This is a genomic window from Actinomyces sp. B33 (assembly GCF_028437565.1).
In the GTDB taxonomy this organism is placed as follows: Bacteria; Actinomycetota; Actinomycetes; order Actinomycetales; family Actinomycetaceae; genus Pauljensenia.
Genome location: NZ_JAMRYR010000002.1, coordinates 179,591 through 201,261 on the forward strand (window position 1 = coordinate 179,591; position 21,671 = coordinate 201,261).

16 protein-coding genes are annotated in these 21,671 nt (G+C 72.1%); 11 read left to right on the forward strand and 5 right to left on the reverse strand.

Annotated elements, in window-relative coordinates; genetic code table 11:
- Window position 1: 1 nt before the first annotated feature.
- Window positions 2-1,894 carry an ATP-binding cassette domain-containing protein gene (locus M3T53_RS03285; RefSeq protein WP_272433030.1) on the forward strand — a complete coding sequence of 631 codons (1,893 nt, stop codon included), beginning with the start codon at window positions 2-4 and terminating at the stop codon, window positions 1,892-1,894.
- 116 nt (window positions 1,895-2,010) lie between these two features.
- Here the strand turns inward: M3T53_RS03285 and M3T53_RS03290 are convergent, their stop codons facing one another.
- Window positions 2,011-3,261, reverse strand: a complete 1,251-nt coding sequence (locus tag M3T53_RS03290) for a hypothetical protein (protein WP_272433031.1) — start codon at window positions 3,259-3,261, stop codon at window positions 2,011-2,013.
- 114 nt (window positions 3,262-3,375) lie between these two features.
- Between M3T53_RS03290 and M3T53_RS03295 the strand changes: the two genes are divergently transcribed.
- The 3 genes from M3T53_RS03295 to M3T53_RS03305 all read left to right on the forward strand — a co-directional run bounded on the left by M3T53_RS03295 (window position 3,376) and on the right by M3T53_RS03305 (window position 7,274).
- The gene (locus M3T53_RS03295) at window positions 3,376-4,641 is read left to right on the forward strand and encodes a deoxyguanosinetriphosphate triphosphohydrolase (RefSeq protein ID WP_272433299.1); all 1,266 of its coding nucleotides are present in this window, start codon (window positions 3,376-3,378) and stop codon (window positions 4,639-4,641) included.
- Between the two features lie 42 nt (window positions 4,642-4,683).
- On the forward strand, window positions 4,684-6,657 hold the full coding sequence (gene dnaG, locus M3T53_RS03300; protein WP_272433032.1) for a DNA primase: 1,974 nt from the start codon (window positions 4,684-4,686) through the stop codon (window positions 6,655-6,657).
- A gap of 137 nt (window positions 6,658-6,794) precedes the next feature.
- The gene (locus M3T53_RS03305; RefSeq protein ID WP_272433033.1) at window positions 6,795-7,274 is read left to right on the forward strand and encodes an S-ribosylhomocysteine lyase; all 480 of its coding nucleotides are present in this window, start codon (window positions 6,795-6,797) and stop codon (window positions 7,272-7,274) included.
- A 30-nt stretch (window positions 7,275-7,304) separates the two neighbouring features.
- On the opposite strand, the gene M3T53_RS03310 is transcribed toward M3T53_RS03305, so the two are convergent.
- A complete protein-coding gene (locus M3T53_RS03310) occupies window positions 7,305-7,805 on the reverse strand; it encodes a hypothetical protein (protein ID WP_272433034.1) in 501 nt (166 codons plus the stop codon).
- A 155-nt stretch (window positions 7,806-7,960) separates the two neighbouring features.
- Here M3T53_RS03310 and M3T53_RS03315 point away from each other — a divergent pair, with 155 nt between their 5' ends.
- The 3 genes from M3T53_RS03315 to cydC all read left to right on the forward strand — a co-directional run bounded on the left by M3T53_RS03315 (window position 7,961) and on the right by cydC (window position 12,577).
- On the forward strand, window positions 7,961-9,109 hold the full coding sequence (locus tag M3T53_RS03315; protein WP_272433035.1) for a branched-chain amino acid aminotransferase: 1,149 nt from the start codon (window positions 7,961-7,963) through the stop codon (window positions 9,107-9,109).
- Window positions 9,110-9,212: 103 nt separating this feature from the next.
- Window positions 9,213-10,814, forward strand: a complete 1,602-nt coding sequence (locus M3T53_RS03320; protein WP_272433036.1) for an ABC transporter ATP-binding protein/permease — start codon at window positions 9,213-9,215, stop codon at window positions 10,812-10,814.
- Window positions 10,811-12,577, forward strand: a complete 1,767-nt coding sequence (cydC, locus tag M3T53_RS03325; RefSeq protein WP_272433037.1) for a thiol reductant ABC exporter subunit CydC — start codon at window positions 10,811-10,813, stop codon at window positions 12,575-12,577. The genes M3T53_RS03320 and cydC overlap by 4 nt, the downstream gene beginning before the upstream one ends.
- A 99-nt stretch (window positions 12,578-12,676) precedes the next feature.
- On the opposite strand, the gene M3T53_RS03330 is transcribed toward cydC, so the two are convergent.
- A complete protein-coding gene (locus tag M3T53_RS03330) occupies window positions 12,677-13,870 on the reverse strand; it encodes a cobalamin-independent methionine synthase II family protein (protein WP_272433038.1) in 1,194 nt (397 codons plus the stop codon).
- Window positions 13,871-14,043: 173 nt separating this feature from the next.
- Between M3T53_RS03330 and ilvD the strand changes: the two genes are divergently transcribed.
- Window positions 14,044-15,915 carry a dihydroxy-acid dehydratase gene (gene ilvD, locus M3T53_RS03335; RefSeq protein WP_272433039.1) on the forward strand — a complete coding sequence of 624 codons (1,872 nt, stop codon included), beginning with the start codon at window positions 14,044-14,046 and terminating at the stop codon, window positions 15,913-15,915.
- Window positions 15,916-15,961: 46 nt separating this feature from the next.
- A complete protein-coding gene (locus M3T53_RS03340; protein ID WP_272433040.1) occupies window positions 15,962-17,011 on the forward strand; it encodes a lipoate--protein ligase family protein in 1,050 nt (349 codons plus the stop codon).
- 71 nt (window positions 17,012-17,082) lie between these two features.
- Here M3T53_RS03340 and M3T53_RS03345 read toward each other — a convergent pair whose 3' ends face one another.
- Window positions 17,083-17,781 carry a YggS family pyridoxal phosphate enzyme gene (locus tag M3T53_RS03345; protein ID WP_272433041.1) on the reverse strand — a complete coding sequence of 233 codons (699 nt, stop codon included), beginning with the start codon at window positions 17,779-17,781 and terminating at the stop codon, window positions 17,083-17,085.
- A 140-nt stretch (window positions 17,782-17,921) separates the two neighbouring features.
- Here M3T53_RS03345 and M3T53_RS03350 point away from each other — a divergent pair, with 140 nt between their 5' ends.
- Both M3T53_RS03350 and ybaK read left to right on the forward strand, forming a co-directional pair.
- Entirely contained in the window at window positions 17,922-18,311 is a 390-nt protein-coding gene (locus M3T53_RS03350; RefSeq protein ID WP_272433042.1) for a YccF domain-containing protein, read from the forward strand.
- A gap of 1 nt (window position 18,312) precedes the next feature.
- Window positions 18,313-18,819, forward strand: a complete 507-nt coding sequence (gene ybaK / locus M3T53_RS03355) for a Cys-tRNA(Pro) deacylase (protein ID WP_272433043.1) — start codon at window positions 18,313-18,315, stop codon at window positions 18,817-18,819.
- A gap of 111 nt (window positions 18,820-18,930) precedes the next feature.
- Here the strand turns inward: ybaK and M3T53_RS03360 are convergent, their stop codons facing one another.
- Complete coding sequence (locus M3T53_RS03360) at window positions 18,931-21,630, reverse strand: DEAD/DEAH box helicase (protein WP_272433044.1); 2,700 nt, start codon at window positions 21,628-21,630, stop codon at window positions 18,931-18,933.
- Window positions 21,631-21,671 lie beyond the last annotated feature (41 nt).

Here is a 21,671-nt window from a genome sequence, read left to right on the forward strand (position 1 = left end):
AGTGAGCGGACTCGGACACCGATTCGGTGAGGGGCCATGGCTCTTCAGAGGCCTGAGCGAAGAGGTCAACGAAGGAGAGGTCGTCGCCCTCATCGGCCCTTCCGGCTCCGGTAAGTCCACGCTCCTGTCGATGATCTCCGGCTGGCTCGCCCCGGTGGAAGGCGTCATCGACGTCGGCGCCGCGGCATCGCCAGGCGTTACGCGATCGGCGGACGGCGCGCGTCTGCCCGATAGTGCGGGATTCCGAAAAGACACGGGAGAAGCTGAACACGCCCCGGCGCACCGTGAAAAACCCCGCATCGCCTGGGTCTTCCAGAACCCTCACGGCGTGCCCGGACGCAGCGTCCTCGACCACGTTGCCCTGCCATTCCTCGCCCGCGGGCTCGACCCCGACGAAGCCGACGACGAGGCCCGCCGACTCCTCGCTGACTTCCGCCTCGACCACGTCGCCGAGCGCCCCTTCAAGACCCTCTCCGGAGGGGAGGCCCAGAGGATGCTCCTGGCCAGAGCCCTTGCCTCCGACCCCGATGTGCTCCTCGTCGACGAGCCGACCGCCCAACTCGACCAGCGGACCGCCGCCCACGTCGCCGACACCCTCACCGCCCTGCGCGATCGGGAGCTCGTCGTCATCATCGCCACCCATGATCCCCACGTGAGGGACCGGTGCACGCGCATCATCGATCTCGCTGCCTACGTGGATGCCGACTCCGATGAACCGCAAGAAGACGATCGCACTCCCCACGAAGGCAGCGATGCCCCCATAGGGCCGAAACGGTCCCCGAGGCGGCCGGGAACCCCGATGCCTGAGCGGAGCATGAGAACGCGGGCCCTCGTCCGCGAAGCCTGTCGCGACGTGATGAGCGGCACCGCATGGATCGGAATCTGGACCCTCGTCGTCTCCCTCCTCGTCGGCGGCGGTATCGCGCTCGATCTGCGCATCATCGCACGGGAGGCAAACGCCGCCGAGGAATACCAGAAGGCGATGGCCTCCGTCCGCGTCATTGAAGCACACGGAGCGATTGACGGCGCCGGATGTCGAGCCTTCGCACGGCTCGATGGAGTCGAAGGGGCCCTCGCGATCCGAAAGGCCCGAGATCCCCTCACTTCGGCCGCGATGCCCTCTTCCTCCTTCCACACCTGGGAGTACGCTGGCGACATCGCAGGCGTTTTCGACATGGACTCCCTCGACGCCGGCGCATACGGCATCGTCGTGGCCCAACAGGTCGGGGAAGCCCTCGGACTCAAAGCGGGGAACGAGCTCGCCCTCGCCAACGGCGCATCGGCTCATCTTCAGGGCATCTACAGCTGGGACGAGACCGACGGGCGTCGCAGCGGCTACGCCTATTCCGCACTCGTCCCCGTGCCTGCAGGAGGAGCCTTCGACGCCTGCTGGGTGCGGCTGTGGCCCCTCAATCCGGAAATGGACTCCCTCATGAGGACCTCTGTCATCCCTACCGGAGAAGAGCAGCAGGTGGACATGTACTCGGTGAACGCGAACCTCGGTTCGTCCTTCGACGGGGAGGGTCGCTACCACGGCAGGATCACGGCGCCGATCATGTGGTTCATCGCGGCTGGGGCGTTCATCGTCGGCGCCCTCTCAGTGAGCAGGCGCCGCCTTGAAATCGCTTCCGACCTGCACGTCGGGGTCGCGCGCGTCGATCTGCTCATCAAACTCCTCATCCATGCCGCGATGGGGGGCTTGTCCGCTTGCATCGTCGTCTTTCCCGTCCTCACCCGGGTGATCCTCCTAGCGCCGACGGGGGACCAGAGCGCGCTGTGGGCGCACGCCGGACTGCTCGGTACCGTCGGAGCGGCGGGATTCCTCCTCGGAACGCTCGGCGCGGGACTGATGGTGCGCGAGAAGAAGCTCTTCGATTACTTCAAAACCCGTTGAGCGCCCTCTCACGCGCAGAAGGCGGATAGCGGCTCGCTCCGGGTCCTCAAGGGCGCGGCGCAAATCGTGGACAGCGCCTCAGTTCCGTGGGCCTGCGTCGTCGGCCCGGTTCGCGGTCAATCCCAGTAGGCGGCCTCGACCCGACGGACCCGCGCCGTGTCGAACCACGCGCACGAATGCGCGCCGACGCGGGAGGCGCCCGTCCGAGTGCGGGCGACGGGCGAGGAGGACACGAGGGGCTCGTGCTCGGCGGGGACCTCGACGGGGGAGTCGGAGGCGTTGAGGACGACGGTGACGCCCGCCGTCATATGGACGCCGACGCCGGCGCCGGCCCACGTCAGGCCGGTCAGGACGCCCATCGATCCGGAGCCCATCGCGCGCTCGCGGCGGATGCGTAGCGCGGCCGACAGGGTCGCGGCCGCGGCGGCGGACTCGTCGTCGCCGGCCCAGGAGGCGCGCGCGCCGCTGGGGGCCGTCTCGATGGAGCCCGCGCCGAACTGCCCGTAGGACATGTAGGCGGCGCCGGGCAGGGACAGTCCGAAGAGGCTCATCGCCCGGCGGCGCGACGCGTCGGCCCCCTCCTCCCAGGAGCCGGGGGCGATCGTCGCCTCTCCGGGCTCGCCCGCCGAGGTCAGGCCCGGCGTGTGCAGCCACGACCACGGGGCCACGGCGCCCGCCGGGTCGTGCAGGGCGAGGGCGGCGCAGGCGGCGTCCAGGGCGGCGCCCCCGTCCCACGGGACGCGGCGCAGGGAGCCCAGGCGCAGGTGGTGGAACCAGTCCTCCGCGAGGTGGTAGCCGGCCGCGGACGGGTTCCCGCCGGCGACGGAGGCCGCGAGGATCGGCGCCCGCTCGGCGACGGCCAGGTCGGACAGGAGGCGGCGCGTGAGGTCGGAGACGCGGCGGCGCTGCACGGCGGTGCGCACGGGGGACAGGGGGGAGTCCTCGGCGGGGGCGATGGACCCCAGGTCGATGCCGTCGGCACCGGCGGCGACCGCCGACCCGATCCGGCCGACGAGGACCTCCTCCCCCTCGGAGGCCAGGAGGGGCTCGTCGAGGCGCGGCAGGGACGCGCCGGTCATGCGCACGAGGACCCGCAGACCGCAGTCGTGGGCGGAGGCGATGAAGCGCGGCAGGGGCGAGCGGGGCGCCCAGGCGGCCTCGAGGCGGGAGGGGCGCACGCACACGGCGTCGAATCCGGCCGCCGCCAGGTGCGGCAGCAGGGAGGCGATCGCATCGAGCCCGGCCTCGTCGACGCCCGCGGTGACGTCGCAGACGACGCTCGTATGCCACCAGGGGGTCGGGCCGCGGCTGATCCTGTGGACGAGCGCGGTCGTGACGGGGGGCGCGGAGGCGTCGACGGCGAGCACGTGGAAATCCTGACACATCCGGGGGTTCAAGGCAGCGCCGTCCGCCATTAGGCTGGGCCGGTGACCCAGACCCAGAACCTCCCCCCGTCCGGGGCCGACACCGTCGTCCCCGCCGTGGTGGCGCGCCTGTCTTACGACGTCGCCGACCGCGAGCGCATGGTCGCCGAGCGCCCCAAATCCCCGATGCGCACGGATTTCGAGCGGGACCGGGCCCGTGTCCTCCATTCGTCGGCGCTGCGGCGCCTGGGGGAGAAGACGCAGGTCCTGGGCCCCTCGACGGACGACTTCGTGCGGACCCGGCTGACGCACTCCCTGGAGGTCGCCCAGGTGGGCCGCGAGCTCGGCAAGGAGCTGGGCGCCGATCCGGACGTCGTCGACGCCGCGTGCCTGTCCCACGACCTGGGGCACCCGCCCTTCGGGCACAACGGCGAGAGGACCCTCGACGCGCTGGCGTCGGACATCGGCGGGTTCGAGGGCAACGCCCAGACCCTGCGGATCGTCGCCCGCCTGGAACCGAAGGTCCTCACCGAGTCGGGGCGGCCCGCCGGGCTCAATCTGACGCGCGCGACCCTGGACGCGATCTGCAAGTACCCGTGGCGGCGCGGACAGGGCCCGGACGAGCAGCGGTCGATGCGCAAGTACTCGTGCTACGAGGACGACGCCGAGGTGTTCGAGTGGATGCGCCGGGGCGCCGAGCCGGGCAGGCGCTGCCTGGAGGCGCAGATCATGGACCTGTCGGACGACATCGCGTATTCGGTTCACGACGTCGAGGACGCGGTGGCGACGATGAAGTTCGATCCGGCGGATCTGCGCGACGACGCCCGGGTCGCCCAGATCATCGAGTCGACGATCGACTGGTACGGGCACGCGGTGGCCCGGGCGGATCTGGAGGACGCCGTCGAGCGGATCGCCCGCATGGACGGGTGGATCGACTCCTTCACGGGCTCCTACGCGGACCTGGCGCGTCTGAAGAACCTGACGAGCCACCTCATCGGGCGCTTCTGCACGGCGACGGTGCGCACGACGCGCGAGGCTTTCGGGGACGAGCCGCTGGGGCGGTACCTCGCCGATCTCGTCGTCCCGACGCAGACGCGTTCGGAGATCCAGGTCCTCAAGGGCATGGCGGTCCACTACGTCATGAGCCCGAGGGAGACCGAGCCCGTGTACTACCAGCAGCGCACGCTCCTGGCGGATCTGGTCGACGCCCTCGTCGAGCGCGGCGCCGACGCGCTCGAGCCCCTGTTCGCCGCCCAGTGGCGCCGGTGCGAGTCGGAGGACGATCGCCTGCGCGTCGTCGTCGACCAGGTGGCGTCGTTGACGGACTCGTCGGCGTCGGCCTGGCACGCGCGCCTGTGCGGGATGCTGTCGAGCCAGATGTGAGCGGCCGGGTCGGGGCGCCGTCGCGTCGGTAGACTGGCGGACATGCCCGGGCTCATTCGCAAGGAAGACATCGCCGCGGTCCGCGAGGCGGCGCGGATCGAGGAGATCGTCGGCGAGCACGTGACGCTCAAGTCGGCGGGCGTCGATTCGATGAAGGGCCTGTGCCCCTTCCACGACGAGCGCACGCCGAGCTTCCACGTGCGCCCGCACGTGGGGATGTGGCACTGCTTCGGGTGCGGCGAGGGCGGCGACGTCATCTCCTTCGTCCAGAGGATCGACCACCTGTCGTTCTCGGAGGCCGTGGAGTTCCTCGCCCAGCGCACGGGGATCGTCCTCCATTACGAGGAGGGGGGCCGTCAGGTCCGCTCGGAGGAACCGGGGCGGCGCCAGCGGCTCGTCGACGCCCATCGGGTCGCCGAGGAGTTCTACCGGGAGCAGTTGGCCTCGCCCCAGGCGCACGCCGGTCGGTCCTTCCTGGCCCAGAGGGGCTTCAATCAGGCGATGTGCGGCCATTTCGGGGTGGGCTACTCGCCGAACTCGTGGGACGCGCTGACCCGCCATCTGCGCTCGCGGGGCTTCACCGACGACGAGCTCGTCACGGCGGGCCTGGCCTCTCGGGGCGCCCGCGGCGCGTACGACCGGTTCCGGGGGCGGTTGATGTGGCCGATCCGGGACATCACGGGGACGACGGTGGGGTTCGGGGCGCGGCGCCTGGACGACGACGAGGACTCCCCGAAGTACCTCAACACCCCGGAGACCCCGATCTACAAGAAGGCGCAGCTCCTGTACGGCCTCGATCTGGCCAAGAGGGCGATCTCGTCGCAGCGGCGCGTCGTCGTCGTCGAAGGCTACACGGACGTCATGGCGGCGCACGTCGCGGGGGAGGGGTGCGCGGTGGCGACGTGCGGGACGGCGTTCGGGCCCGAGCACGTCAAGGTGATCCGGCGCCTCGTCGGGGACGCGGCAGATCCGGCGGCGGGGGTGCTCCTGTCGGGGGGCCGGGCCCGGGGGTCGGAGGTGATCTTCACCTTCGACGGGGACGAGGCCGGTCAGAAGGCGGCGCTGCGCGCCTACCACGAGGACCAGAACTTCGCGGCGCAGACGTTCGTCGCGGTGGAGCCGACGGGGATGGACCCGTGCGAACTGCGGATGGCGCGGGGGGACCGGGCGGTGCTCGATCTCGTGGGGTCCCGCACGCCGCTGTTCGAGTTCGTCATCCGATCGGTCCTGTCGCAGGTGGATTTGGGGTCGGCGGAGGGCCGGGTCGGGGCGCTGCGGGCGTCGGCCCCGGTCGTCGCGGGGATCAAGGACCGGGCGCTGCGCTCGGAGTACACGCGGTCCCTGGCGGGCTGGCTGGGCATGGACATCGGCTCGGTGGAGCAGCAGGTGCGGGCGGCGGGCCGCGACGCGGGGGCCCCGAGGCGCGAGGGGGGCGGGGCTTCGTCGCAGATGGCCGGGGCGGGGCGCCCGGCGCCGGCTCCGGGCCGGTCGGGACCGGAGGATCCGGTGGCGAGGGTCGAGCGCGAGGCCCTGGAGGCGGTGCTCCAGCATCCGCTGTACGTCATCGGCTCGGGATTCGAGGATCTGGAGGGGTCGTCCTTCACGGTGCCGGCCCATCGGGCGGTCCACGACGCGATCCGGGCGGCGGGCAGCCTCGACGAGTTCGCCCGGATGCTCGCGCGGGCGGAGGAACACTGGGGGGCCGGCGAGGAGTCCGTGGTCGCGGCGTCGCGCCGCTTCATCGAGGTCGTCCGCGAGACGGCGGGGGAGGTCGTCGGCGCGGCGGTCACCGAGCTGGCGGTGGCGCCGCTGCCGCAGGACGTCGACGGCGAGGGGATGCGCTCGTACTGCCGGGGGGTGGTCGCCGCGATGGTGAGGATGGACTTGACGCGCAGGATGGGCGAGGCTCGGGCCGCGCTGCAGCGCATGGACGAGGACGCCCCGGGCTTCGCCGAGGCGTTCTCGGAGCTGATGCGGCTGGAGAACCGCAGGCAGCAGTTCGTCGAGCGGGGGTGAGCGGCGTGTCACCGACTCCCACGGGTCGGGCGCGGTCGCGGGCCCCGGGCGCTGCGGCTACGGTGGGGCGGCGACGGCGATCCGCTCGGCGGGGTCACCGATCCGCATGATCGCACCGATGAATTGAGGAGCCCCCAATGGCAGACGTTGAATCCTTCACCCTCGACCACACCGCCGTCCTCGCCCCCTACGTCCGTCTCATCGGCACGGAGACGGGGCCGGCGGGGGATCGGATCTCGAACTTCGACCTGCGCCTCGTCCAGCCCAACGAGACCGCGATCCCCACGGGCGGGCTGCACACGATCGAGCACCTCCTCGCCTCGCTCCTGCGCGACCGCATGGACGGCGTCATCGACTGCTCCCCCTTCGGATGCCGCACCGGGTTCCACCTCATCACCTGGGGGACGCCCTCCGTCGAGGACGTCGTCCGCGCCCTCGCCTCCTCGCTGGAGGAGATCGCGACGACCGTGACCTGGGAGGACGTGCCCGGCACCGACGCCTATTCGTGCGGGAACTACCGGGACCACTCGCTGTTCAGCGCCCGGGAGTGGGCGCGCGCGATCCTCGACGAGGGGTTCTCCGTCGATCCCTTCGAGCGGCGCCTCCTGGGGGAGTGACCGTCGCGCCCCGAGCGCGCCGGGGGGACTTCAGTCGAGGCCGACGTCGTCGCGCACCTGCGCCTCGAGTCGGTCGGCGAGGGTCTGCGCCGGCCCGTCGAGAGGCCCGTCGGCCGTCAGCACGGAGAAGAGCGCGCCGTCCTCGCGGCGCCGCACCCACCCGGTGATCCGCGTCCCGTTGTCCGCGCGCGCCTCCTGGCGCACGACGAGGCTCCGGTCGACGCCCTCCGCCACGGCGCCCATGAAGGCGGCTGGGTCGGCGGACCGGGTGACGCCGACGAGGCCCGTCCTGGCCGGGTCCACCCAGGCGCAGGAGAAGCGGCGCGTCGCCGCCTCCCAGCGGGCCGACGCCACCTCGTACCACATGGCCGAGTCGACGACGGCCGCGGGACCGTCCCCGGGGTCGTCGACGACGATCAGGGCGTAGGACCCGGCGACGAGCCAGCGCCCGTCCTCCAGCGGCTCGGCGGGGGCGCGCCGGTCGGAGTCGGGCAGGACGGCGGTCACGGCGGCGGGGGGAGCGGGCGTCATGGGGCGATCCTACGGGCGGGCGTCCGACTGCGCCCCTTCCCGCCCGGTTCGGGCGCGTTCGGCCCGGGTCCGGGCCACATGCCGGAAGGGGCGGTCCGGCGCCTGCGCCCGACCCTATCCTGTGGGCGTTGAGACCCGGTGATCAGGAGGCCATGATGACGGCACGCGCGCACGTCCCGACGGAACTCGAGCGGCTCGGGGACCTCCCCCTCGCGGACGCCGACGCCCTCGCGGGGCGCTTCCCCCTGACGCGCAACGAGAATCCGGCCCCCGAGGCCGAGTACCAGCGGATCATGGGCGAGCTGGCCTTCGGGAGGGAGTTCACCGACCACATGGCCCATATGCGTTGGACGCGCGAGGGCGGGTGGTCGCAGCGCGAGGTCGTCGCCTTCGGTCCCCTGTCGCTGACGCCGGGGGCCGCGGTCCTGCACTACTCCCAGTCCGTGTTCGAGGGCATCAAGGCCTACCGCCACGCCGACGGGTCCGTGTGGACGTTCCGCCCGGGCTACAACGCGGCCCGCATCAACCATTCGGCCCGCCGCATGGCGCTGCCCCAGATCGATCCGGAGGACTTCGTCGCCTCCCTCGTCGACTACGTGCGCGCCGACGAGAAATGGGTTCCCGGCGGGGACGGGACGAGCCTGTACCTGCGGCCCTTCATGTTCGCCTCCGAGGAGTTCGTCGGCGTCCACCCGGCCGGGGTCGTCGACTACTACGTCATCGGCTCGCCCTCGGGCCGCTACTTCTCGGCGGGGCTGACGGGCGTGTCGATCTGGGTCGTCAAGGGGCACCATCGGGCGGGCCCGGGCGGGACGGGGTCGGCCAAGACCGGCGGCAACTACGCGGCGTCCCTGCTGCCCCAGGCGCAGGCCGCCGACAGGGGCTTCAGCCAGGTGTGCTTCCTCGACTCCTACGAGGAGAAGTACCTCGAGGAGCTCGGCGGGATGAACGTGTTCCTCGTCATGGCCGACGGCACGGTCCGCACGCCCGAACTGTCCGGGGTGATCCTCGAGGGCGGGACGCGCTCGGCGATCCTGCGGATGCTCGCCGACCGGGGCAGAGGGGTCGTCGAGGAGCCGATCGCCCTCGACGAGGTCGTCTGGGGGATCCGCTCGGGCGAGGTCGCCGAGGTGTTCGCCTGCGGGACCGCGGCCGTCGTCACCCCGATCACGCGCCTGGCCGGGGACGACTTCGATGTCGAGCTCGAGGTCGGCGCGACGACGACGCAGATCTACGAGGAGCTCACCGACATCCAGATGGGGCGCGCCGCCGACCCCTACGGGTGGACCTACCGGCTGGTGTGAGGGGGCGTCGGCGGCACGCGGCCCCGAGCAGCCGTCGATAGTGACTCCGTGTCAGAACATGACTAAGGTGAGCCTGGCACAACAAAGCGACGGAGGTTCCCTCATGACACGCGCGCTCGTCGTCGCCCTCGCCTGGCTCACCGCGCTCGCCCTGGGCACGGCCTACCTGCTCATCGGCCGGGGCGTCGATGCCGTCCTCGCCGGCGCCACATGGGACCACTGGCCCCTCGCCCTGGGCGCGGCCCTGCTCTCCGGCGCCGCCTCAGGAGCCGTCGCCGTCCTGACCTCCCGCGACGCGGCGCGCCTCGAACCCCATCTTCGGGGCGCGACCATCCGCCAGGTCTTCGCCCTGGGCCCCACCGAGCGCACCGCCGAGCGCGCCGGGCGCATCGTCAACACCGCCACCGACGGCGTCGAGCGCGCCGCCGCCTACAAGGGCGCCTTCATCGCCCCGATGATCGCCTCCCTGACCACGCCCGTCCTCGTCGTCCTCCTCATCGGCGCCACCCTCGACTGGACCGCCGCCGGATTCCTCGCGATCTCCATCCCCGTGGTCCCGCTGAGCGTCGGAGGATTCCAGAAGGCCTTCCGCCCCGTCTCCCGCCGCTACCGCAGCGCCTCGCGAGCACTGGCCGCCCAAGAGCTCGACGCCATCCAGGGCCTGGGAGCCCTGGCCCTGATGAACGCCGGCCGCCCCATGGGGCGGCGCCTGGCCCGCGCCTCCGAGGACGTCCGCTCGACCGTCATGCGCTACCTCGCGGGCAACCAGCTCGTCCTCCTCGTCATCGACTCGGTCTTCAGCCTCGGCATGATTACCGGCGCCGCCGCCCTGGCCCTCATCCGCGTCGACGCGGGAGCCCTGAGCGTGGGAGAGGGGCTGGCCCTCGTCCTCCTCTCGTCGATCATGCTCGACCCCCTCGACCGCATCGGCCAGTTCTTCTACATCGGCATGGGCGGGATCGCCGCCGACAAGGAGATCCGCCGATTCGCCTCCCAGACCCCTCTCGTCGCCGACCCGCCCGGCGCCGCCGCCCCCGACGAGCCGCCCGCCCCCGGTCGGATCGACATCGACGGCGTCTCCTTCGCCTACGACCCCGCCGCCCCCGTCCTCGTCGGAGCCACGGCCCGCATCGACCCCGGTGAGCACGTCGTCCTCACCGGGGCCTCCGGCGCCGGCAAATCCACGCTCTCCTCCCTCCTCCAGGCCCACCGGCGCCCCGACTCCGGACGCCTCAGCATCGACGGCGTCGACCTGGCCCGAGCCCCCCTCGACTGGATCCGCTCGCGCACCGGGGTCGTCGAGCAGGCGACCTACCTGTTCTCCGGGACCCTGCGCGACAACCTCCTCATCGCCGATCCCGCGGCCGACGACGCCCGGCTCATCGACGCGCTCACCCGCGCGCGCCTCGCCGACCTGCTCGCGCGCCTCCCCGACGGGCTCGACACGCGCGTCGGCAGCCGCGGCCTCGCCCTGTCCGGCGGCGAGGCCCAGCGCGTCGCCATCGCCCGGGCCCTCCTCAAGGACGCGCCGATCCTCCTCCTCGACGAGCCCACCGCCCACGTCGACCTCGCCAGCGAACGCGACATCCTCGACGCCCTCGCCGACGCCGGACGGGGGCGGACCGTGCTGACGATCTCCCACCGCACCGCCACCATCGCCGACGCCGACCGGCGCATCGACCTGACCGAGGGAGCCCTGCGATGACCCCCGCGACCCGGCCCGCCCTCGCCCGGCGCCTCCTGGCCGTCGCCCGCCCCGTCCTGGCCCCCCTGGGGCTGTCCGTCCTCGCGCGCACGGCCTTCCTCCTCCTGGGCGTCGGCCTGTTCGCCTTCGCCGGATGGGCCGTCGTCGCGATCCCGACGGGGGCCTGCGGCGCGTGGACCACGACGGGCGTCGTCTGGGCGCTCATCGCCATGTCCCTCCTCAAGGGCCTGGCCCGCTACCTCGAGCAGTTCGCCGGGCACTTCGTCGCCTTCCACAGCCTGGCGCTCCTGCGCGGCTACTTCTACGACCGGCTCGAACCCCAAGCGCCCGCCGCCACCGAGGGAGCCGACTCCGGCGACCTCCTCAACCGCGTCACCAAGGACATCGACCGTATCGAGGTCTTCTTCGCCCACACCCTCGCCCCCGGCCTGACCGCCGTCATCGTCCCGGTCGCCGCCCTGACCTGGATGGGCGCCGCGCTGTCCTGGTGGCTCGTCGCCGCCCTCGCCGCCCCGCTCCTGGCCGCAGGCCTCCTCGTCCCCATGATCGCCGGACGGGCGACCGCCGCGGCCGCCGTCGACATCCGCCGCACCCGCGGCGTCCTCGCCGCCCACGTCACCGACTCCGTCCAAGGAGTCCGCGAAGTCCTCGCCTTCGGCGCCCAGCGGCGACGCCTCGCCCAGATGCGCGCCCTCGAAGACCGGATCGCCGCCGCCCAAAGGGCCGCCGGCGCCCGCGTCGCACTGCGCCGGACCGTCAACCAGGCCCTCCTGGGCGGCTCCGTCATCGCCGTCGCCGCCACGGCCCTCGGCCTCGTCGGGGCCGGGGAGATCGCCGCTCCCGAGGCGGGCCTGGCCGTGGGCGCCGCCCTCGGCCTGTTCCCCTCGGTCCTGGCCGTCGAGGACTTCACGGCCGACCTCGACCAGGCCTTCGCCTCCGCGGCCCGCGTCTTCGCCGTCACCGACCGGCCCCCGGCCGTCACCGACCCCGCCGAGCCCGCCGACTCCGACGGCGCCGGGGATATCGACGTCGTCGGGGTCTCCTTCGCCTACCCGGCGCCTCCCGACGACACCGCCGCGCGCCCCGACGTCCTCCACGACCTGACGCTGCGGATCCCCGCCGGGCGCACCACCGCCGTCGTCGGAGCCTCCGGATCGGGCAAATCGACCCTCGGCGCACTCCTGACCCGCGTGTGGGACCCCGATCGTGGCTCGATCCGCATCGGCGGCGTCGACCTGCGCGACCTGCCCCTCGAACGCCTGCGCGACCTCGTCGCCTCGGCCCCCCAGCGCCCCTACATCTTCAACGCCTCCGTCCGGGACAACCTTCTGCTCGCCGTCCCCGGCGCCTCCGACGCCGATCTGGCCCGCGCATGCGCCGACGCGGGCCTCGACGAATGGATCGCCTCCGAGCCCGACGGGATGGGCACCGGCGTCGGCGAGATGGGCGAGCGGCTCTCCGGTGGCCAGCGCCAGCGCCTCGCCCTGGCCCGGGCCCTCCTGCGCGACGCCCCCATCGTCGTCCTCGATGAGGCGACCTCCCAGGTCGACGCCGCCACGGAGAAGACCGTCCTCGACGGGATCCGCCGGGCCACGCGCGGGCGCACCCTCGTCGTCATCGCCCACAGGATCTCCACGGTCGCCGACGCCGACCTCGTCGTCGTCATGGACGCCGGAAGGATCGTCGAGCAGGGGGCCTACGAGGAGCTCATGGCCTCCGGCGGGGCGCTCGCCGCGCTCGCGGCCCGCGAGACCGGGCTCTGACCGAAACCTGGGAAGGGCTGCGACCCCGCGCCGGTCGGGGTCGCCGACCGGCGCGGGGCCGCCAGGAGAGGGGGCCGGGCCGTTCCCGCGGGGAGCCGATCAGCGGGAGGCCAGGCGGGCCCCCTGGGCCAGCGCGTCGAGCTTGGCCCACGCGATCGATGGGTAGATGCGCCCGCCCAGGCCGCAGTCGGTCGCGGCGACGACCCGCTCATCGCCGACGAGGTCGGCGAACTGACGGATCCGCTGGGCGACGAGCTCGGGGTGCTCGACGACGTTCGTCGAGTGCGAGACGACGCCGGGGATCAGGTACTTCCCGTCGGGCAGGGCGATGTCCCTCCAGATCGTCCACTCGTGGGCGTGGCGGGCGTTGGCCGCCTCGAAGGTCAATCCGTTGGCGTTGACGGCCAGCGCCAGGTCGACGATGTCGGCGAAGGGGATGTCCGTCGTGTGGGGGCCGTGCCACGAGCCCCAGCACACGTGGAAACGCACGAGGTCCGGGTCGATCCCCTCGAGGGCGTGGTTGAGGGCGTCGATGCGCACGCGGGAGAAGGCCCGGTACTCCTCGAGGGAGGGCTCGATCGCGAACTGGTCCCACGACTCGGCCAGGTCGGGGGCGTCGATCTGGACGGTCAGCCCGGCGTCGGTGATCCGCTTGTACTCCTCGCGCAGGACGTCCGCGCAGGCCCACACGACGGCCTCGTCGTCCTCGTAGTGGGCGTTGGCGACCCTCGAGGCCGACCCGGGGGAGATCGCGGCGACGAAGCCCTCGGACACGGGCTTGCCGACGGCGGCGAGCGCGGCCTTGGTGGAGGCGATGTCGTGGTCGACGGCCTCGGCGCCGATGTAGGTCAGCTCCCCGGTGATCGTCGGGAAGCGCACGGGGTTCTTGTTGGCGATGTGGATCCCCGAATCCGGGTCGGCATAGGCGTCGGCGAAGCGCTGCCAGTCGCGGCGCTCGGCGAACGACGACAGGGACAGCCGCCCGGCGCGCCCGGCGGGCGGGCGGACGTCGAAGCGCTCGGTGTCCTCGAAGGACAGGCCCCCGAAGCGGGAGAAGGAGTAGGTCCACCAGGCGCCGTAGTCGACGGTGTCGAGCATCGCGTGCCCGTACTCGCCGTCGTTGACGATGGTGATCCCCAAGTCCGCCTGGCGCTTGACGACGGCGTCGACCTCGTCGGCGAGGATCGCGGCGAACTCGTCGGCGCCCAGCTCGCCGTCGTGCCGGGCCCTGTTGGCGTCGAGGAGGCGTGCGGATCGGGGCAGCGATCCGACGTGGGATGTGCGGATGGTCATGGGGTGTCCTCTCGGAAGCGGTGTGCGCCACCAGGGTAGGCGAGCGGGGGGCGGGACCCGGCGGTGTCCGACAGACGGTCGAATGTCACACGCAGTCCATGCTCCGATCACGACGGGCCGTCAGAACGCGCGGCTCTTACGCTGTGGGGGACACGAGTGCGAGGAGAGAACCGATGAGCCGACAACTGCGCTCCGCCACATCCACCCGGGGGCGGAACATGGCGGGGGCCCGCGCCCTGTGGCGCGCGACCGGCATGGGCGACGACGATTTCGGCAAGCCGATCATCGCGGTCGTCAACTCCTTCACCGAGTTCGTCCCCGGGCACGTCCACCTGCGCGACGTCGGCCGGATCGTCGCCGACGCCATCGTCGAGGCCGGCGGAGTCGCCAAGGAGATGAACACCATCGCCGTCGACGACGGCATCGCCATGGGCCACGGCGGGATGCTCTACTCGCTGCCGAGCCGCGAGGTCATCGCCGACTCCGTCGAGTACATGGTCCAAGCCCACTGCGCCGACGCCATGGTGTGCATCTCGAACTGCGACAAGATCACCCCCGGGATGCTCATCGCCGCGATGCGCCTGAACATCCCGACGGTCTTCGTCTCCGGGGGGCCGATGGAGGCCGGGAAGGACATCGACCCCGACCTCATCATCGGCCCGGCCGACATCGGCCACGGCAACCTCATCACCGTGATGAACGCGACCGCCAACGACGAGGTGAGCGACGACCAGCTCCTGGCCATCGAACGCCTCGCCTGCCCGACGTGCGGGTCCTGCTCGGGGATGTTCACCGCGAACTCGATGAACTGCCTGACCGAGGCCCTGGGTCTGTCCCTGCCCGGGAACGGCTCGACCCTGGCGACCCACGCGGCCCGCAGGGGCCTCTTCGAGCGGGCGGGGACGACGATCGTCGACCTGTGCCGGCGCTACTACGACGACGAGGACGACTCCGTGGCGCCGCGCGGCATCGCGACGGCCGACGCGTTCTGGAACGCCATGACCCTCGACATGGCGATGGGCGGGTCGTCGAACACGGTCCTGCACCTCCTGGCCGTCGCCCACGAGGGCGGCGTCGACTTCGACCTGGCCGACATCGCCGAATTGGGCCGGACCGTGCCGTGCCTGTCCAAAGTGGCGCCCAACCACAACGACTACCACATGGAGGACGTCCACCGCGCCGGCGGCATCCCCCGCCTCCTCGGCGAGCTCGACCGCGGCGGGCTCCTGCGCCACACCGTCCACTCCGTGCACTCGCCCGACCTCGCCTCGTGGCTGTCCGAATGGGACCCCGCCGGCGAGAACCCCTCGGCCCGGGCCCTCGACCTGTGGCACGCGGCCCCCGGCAACGTGCGCACCACCGAGGCGTTCTCCACGGACAACCGGTGGACCGACCTCGACCTCGACGCCGAAGCCGGGTGCATCCGCGACATCGAGCACGCGTACACCGCCAACGGCGGGCTCACCGTCCTCTTCGGCAATCTCGCCCCCGAGGGGGCGATCATCAAGGCCGCGGGCATCGACCCGTCCCTCTTCCATTTCGAGGGGAGGGCGCGCGTCATGGAGTCCCAGGAGGAGGCGATCGACAAGATCCTCGACCACACGGTCGAGGCCGGGGACGTCGTCGTCATCCGCTACGAGGGGCCGGCCGGAGGGCCGGGCATGCAGGAGATGCTCTACCCGACCTCGTTCATCAAGGGGAGGGGACTGGGCAAGGCGTGCGCGCTCATCACCGACGGGCGGTTCTCGGGGGGCACCTCCGGGATCTCCGTCGGTCACATCTCCCCGGAGGCCGCCGACGGGGGGCTCATCGGGCTCGTCGAGGATGGGGATCGGATCGTCATCGACGTCACCGAGGGGGTGCTTCGCCTCGACGTCGACGACGAGGAGATCAGCAGGCGCCGCGCAGCCCAGGAGGCGCGCGAGCACCCGTGGACGCCCGTGTCCCGCGACCGCGCGGTGTCCGACGCGCTCAGGCTCTACGCGGCCACCGCGATGTCGGCGTCGAGGGGGGCGGCGCGAGACGTGTCGCGCATCCTGCGCTGAACCGCCCGGGTTGGCCGCTGCCGGGCCCCTGGGGGACAATGCCGGTATGCATGGTGAGTACAAGGTCCCGGGCGGCAAGCTCGTCGTCGTCGACCTCGACGTCGTCGACGAGGCCCTGACCGGCGTCCGACTGTCCGGCGACTTCTTCCTCGACCCCGACGACGCGCTCTTCCGCATGGCCGCGGCGATCGAGGGGGCGCCGGCGTCGGCGGGCGCCAAGGAGATCTCCGCACGGGTCGGCGCGGCGCTGACGGATGGCGACACCCTCATGGGGATCACGCCCGAGGCCGTCGGCATCGCGGTTCGCCGGGCGGTGGGGGCGGCTTTGGCGTGGGAGGACATCGACTTCGAGGTGATCCACGGGCCGGTCGTCGACCCGATGATCAACGTCGCGATGGACGAGACCCTCGTCGAGGACGTCGCCGCGGGCCGGCGCAAACCGTTCATGCGCCTGTGGGAGTGGAACGCCCCGCAGGTCGTCATCGGCTCCTTCCAGTCCTACGAGAACGAGCTCCAGCCCGACGGCGTCGAGCGTCATGGGATCACGGTGTCCCGGCGGGTCACCGGCGGCGGCGCGATGTTCATGGAGCCGGGCAATTGCGTGACGTATTCGCTGGTCGTGCCGACGGCGCTCGTCGAGGGGATGAGCTTCGAGCAGTCCTACCCGTATCTCGACCAGTGGGTGATGGAGGTCCTCGACAGGCTCGGGATCCGCGCGAAGTACATCCCTCTGAACGACATCGCCTCCGACCTGGGCAAGATCGGCGGCGCCGCGCAGAAGAGGTGGGCGAACGGCTACATGATCCACCATGTGACGATGGCCTACGACATCGATGCGGTGAAGATGAACGAGGTCCTGCGCATCGGCATGGAGAAGATCCGCGACAAGGGGACGCGAAGCGCCGTCAAACGGGTTGATCCGATGCGCTCGCAGACCGGGTTGGAGCGCGAGGAGATCCTCAGGACCTTCTACGACTACTTCAAGGAGAAGTACCGGGCCGTCCCGGGGGAGATCACCGAGGCGGATATCGCCCGGGCCCGGCGGCGCTGCGAGGAGAAGTTCGCCACCCCCGAGTGGGTCCTCCGCATCCCCTGAGACGGGCGGCCCAGCGGAGCGGATGAGGGACGAGCTGGGTCTCACGGTGAGCGATCGGCGGCGCCTCGGGGTCAGGGACGGCGCGGCCCGAAGACCGCGGTGCCCAGGCGGACGATCGTCGCCCCCTCGGCCACGGCCCATTCGAGGTCGCCCGACATGCCCATCGACAGGTCGAGGTCTGCGGTCGCCACCCCCACGCGGTCCGCCGTATCGTCGCGCAGCCTCCTGAGATCCGCGTAGGCGGCGCGCACGTCCGCCTCGACGGGGGAGTTCAGCCCCACGGTCATGAACCCGGCCAAGCGCAGGTGCTCCGACTCGACGACGGCGTCGACGAGGCGGGGGGCGTCGTCGGGCCGGACGCCGTGCTTGGAGGGCTCTGCGGAGACGTTGACCTGGACGAGGACGTCGATGATGCGCTGGGCGCGCGCGTCGATCGCGTCGACGAGGCCCGGGGAATCGATGGTGTCGATCGCGTCGACGCAGGCCAGCGCCCTGTTGATCTTGTTCGTCTGGAGGGGGCCGATGAGACTGATCCTCGACCCGGGGACCTCGCGGATGGCGGGCGCCGTCGCTGTGGCCTCTTGGACGCGGTTGTGGCCCAGGAGCACCGGCAGGCCCAGGGACGCCAGGCCCTCGGCGGCTTCCCGGCACTCGTCGGGGGTCCGGGTCTTGACGGCGAGCTGGAGCGAGACGGTGTCGGCGCGCCCGGCGGCTGCGGCGGCCTCGTCGATGCGCAGGCGCGCGGAGGCGATGCCCTCGAGGAGTGTCATGAGGGGAATCCTAGTGCCGGTCCGACGCGGCCTCGGCCGGGGAACACGACCGGGGGCGATCCGGGGGGTCCCGGAGGAGAGGGGCCCGGCCCCGTCTGGGATAATGGGCGGGTCATGAGCGTCAAGTGAGGAGTGCACGCATGCGGACCCTGCTCAACGCCATCTGGTTCGTCTTCGCCGGACTGTGGCTGTGGATCGCCTACATCTTCTTCGGGGTCCTCGCCTGCGTCTTCATCGTGACGATCCCGGCGGGCGTCGCCTGCTTCCGCATCGCCGGCTACGTCGCCTTCCCCTTCAAGAAGCGGGTCGTCGACGCTCCCGGCGCGGGCACCGGGTCGGCGCTGATGAACGTCGTGTGGTTCCTCGTCGCGGGCCTGTGGCTCGCCATCGGGCACATCATGACGGCCGCCGCCCAGGCGGTGACGATCATCGGCATCCCCCTGGCCATCGCCAACCTCAAACTGATCCCCGTGACCTGCTTCCCCTTCGGCAAGACGGTCGTGGCCGATCCGAACGCCTCGATCCTGTGACATGGGCGGCTCGTCGTCGGCGCCCGGACGCGGTGCGACCCCCGCGCTGAGGGCCCTGGCCGCCGCCGGCGTCGACTTCGTCGTCCACGAGTACGAGCACTCCCCGGGGGAGCGGGCCTTCGGCGAGGAGGCCGTCGCCCTGCTCGGCGCCGACCCGGCCGCCACCTTCAAGACGCTGATGGTCGAGTGCTCCGACGGCGAGCACGTGTGCGCCGTCATCCCCGTGCCCGAGCGGCTGTCGATGAAGCTCATCGCCCGCGCCGCCGGCGCCAAGAGCGCGACCATGGCCGATCCGGCGAAGGCCGAGCGCCTGACCGGCTACGTCGTCGGGGGGATCTCCCCGCTGGGCCAGGCCAGGGCGCACCGGGTCTTCGTCGACTCCTCGTGCCTCGACCACGACAGGGTCATCGTGTCGGGAGGGCGACGGGGCTGCTCCGTGGAGCTCGCGCCCCGGGACCTCATCGAGGCGACGGGAGCGCGCTTGGTCGACCTGACGGCGATCCCCTGACGCCCCGGAGGCCGCCCTCATCGTAGAAGAGAGGCCCGGCCTGCCAGGGCCGGGGTCGAGCGGGCTCCTCGGGCGCCTGCCGGCGATGAGGACCGCCAGACCCCTTCGGCGTCAGCGCGGCCCGACGTCGAGGACCCGCAGGTCCACCGCGCCGTCCCGATCAGACCCGGCGACGTCCACGAGGGCGACGATCCGCCAGTCCCCGTCCCCCGCGGGGTCGACGAGCGTCTGCGTCGCCAGCCAGAACGACCCGGATGGCGCCTGCACCTCCTCCTCGGACGCCCCCGCGGCCAGCAGGCCGACCCGGTCCGGCTCCTCGTCGATGACGCACCGCGCGGCCGACCGCGCCTCCTGATCGATGCCGATCCAATCGTGCTCGGCCCAATACCGCGCCAGGACCCGGTCCCACCGCTCCTCGCCCCACCCGGCGGCCGAGTCCATGCGCGCCAGGCCCGCGACGTCGTCGCGGCTCATGCGCTCCACCCGGGCGAACAGGGCGGCGCGGATCGCCGTGCGGAACGCGTGGCGGTTCGCCGAGAAGGCGACGCGCCCGTCCTCGTCCGCGCCGAACGCCAGTTCCGCGCCCACCGCGTCCGGCCCGTCGACGGCCTCGCGGCCCGACGCCAGGGCCTCCCATTCGTCCAGGAGAGACGAGTCGACCGCCCGGATCAGCCCCGCCAGCCAGTCGACGATCGCCGCGACCTCGTCGGTCATCGCCTCGTCGGGGACGATCTGGCGCAACGCCCGGTAGGCGTCTGTCAGGTACCGCAGGACGACGCCCTCGGAGCGCCCGATGTCGTAGCGCGAGACGAGCTCGGTGAACGTCATCGCGTTCTCCACCATCTCGCGGACCACGGACTTCGGGGAGATCTCCAGATCCCCGACCCACGGGTTCGCTCTCACGTAGGCGGAGAACGCCGCGTGCAGCGGCTCGGCGAGGGGCTGGGGCCACGTCACCTCCTCCAGGGCCTCCCTGCGCTCCTCGTACTCCATGCCCTCGGCCTTCATCGCGGCCACGGCCTCGCCGCGCGCCGCCTTCTGCTGGGCGTACAGCAGCGGACGGGGGTCTTCGAGCACGGACTCGACGACCGAGACGACGTCGAGCGCATAGGACGGGGACTGCGGGTCGAGGAGGTCGAGGGCGGCCAGCGCGAACGGGGACAACGGCTGGTTGAGCGCGAAGTCGTCGGGCAGGTCGGTCGCCGCCCGCAGGCGGGGCAGGCCGTCGGCCGCGGCCCGCGCGCTCGATACGTGCTCGACGACGCCGGCGCGGCGCATCGACGAGTAGATGTCGCCGAGCCTGCGCAGATGGGGGTTCGACGCCTGCGGCGGATCGTCGTTGCCGGTCGCCAGGTCGACGAGGTGGGCGCCCGGGTCCCGCCCGGCCGCCTCGGCGCCGACCAGGACGTTGAGGACCATCGAATGGGTCAGGGAGAAGCGGGACCGCAGTTGCTCGGGGGAGGCGCCGACGAGGCGGTCGAAGGTCCCTCGCGTCCACGAGACTGCCCCGTCGGCGGGGCCCTTGCGCTTCTTCGCGGCCTTCTTCCGGGTCCGCTTGAGCTCGCGGGCGTCGCGGGCGGCCTCCTCGGCGGCGCTGAGCCGGGCGCGCTCGCGGGCCGCCTCGACCTCGTGCTCGGGGGCGAGGACGCGGACGAATCCGACGGTGTCGAAGCCCGCGCGTCCCGCACGGCCGGCGATCTGGTGGAACTCGCGCGCCGACAGGTGGCGCATCCGCTCGCCGTCGAACTTGACGAGGGAGGTCAGCAGGACCGTGCGTATCGGCACGTTGATCCCGACTCCCAGGGTGTCGGTGCCGCACACGATCGGCAGGAGCCCGTGTTGGGTCAGGCGCTCGACGAGGCGCCGGTAGCGCGGGAGCATCCCCGCGTGGTGGACGCCGATGCCCTGGGAGAGCAGGTGGCGCAGCGTCTGCCCGAAGCCGCGTCCGAAGCTCACGGTCGAGAGGGCCTGGCGGATGCGGGCGCGCTGCTCGTCGGTGATGAGGCGGGCCCGGTCGAAGGACTGGGCTGTCTCGACGGCGTCGCGCTGGGCGAAGTGGACGATGTAGACGGGCCAGCGGCCCTCGGCCAGGAGGCGCTCGACGGTGTCGCCCAGGGGGTCGACGACGTAGTCGAACTCGAGGGGGACGGGGCGCTCGGCGTCGTCGACGAGGGCGACGGGCCGGCCCGTGCGGCGGGCCCACTGCTCCTCGAATCGGGAGGTATCGCCGAGCGTGGCGGACATGGCGACGAACTGGGGGCCGGTGAGTTCCAGGAGGGGCACCTGCCAGGCCCAGCCGCGCTGGGGGTCGGAGTAGAAGTGGAACTCGTCCATGACGATCATGTCGGCGTCGAGGCCGGGCCCCTCGCGCAGGGCCTGGTTGGCGAGGATCTCGGCGGTGCAGCAGATGATGGGGGCGTCGGCGTTGAGGGAGACGTCCCCGGTGACCATGCCGACGTTGGCGGCCCCGAACAGGGCGACGAGGTCGAAGAATTTCTCCGACACGAGGGCTTTGAGGGGGGCGGTGTAGTAGGAGCGGCCCCCGTGGGCCATGGACGCGAAGTGGGCGGCCAGGGCGATCATCGATTTGCCGGATCCGGTGGGGGTGGCGGCGATGACGTGGCTCCCGGCGAGGATCTCGATGAGCGCCTCCTCCTGGTGGGGGTAGAGGGGGCGGCCGGTCGATTCGGCCCATGCGGAGAATGCCTCGTGGAGGGCGTCGGGGGAGGACGAGGAGCCCTCGTCCTCGAGGCGGTCGAGGAGGGCGTTGAGGGGGTGGACGCCGGCGTCCTGCGGGGTGGGGGAGGTCATGGGGCCATTGTCCCCCAGGGGAGGGGAGGGTCGCGCACCGC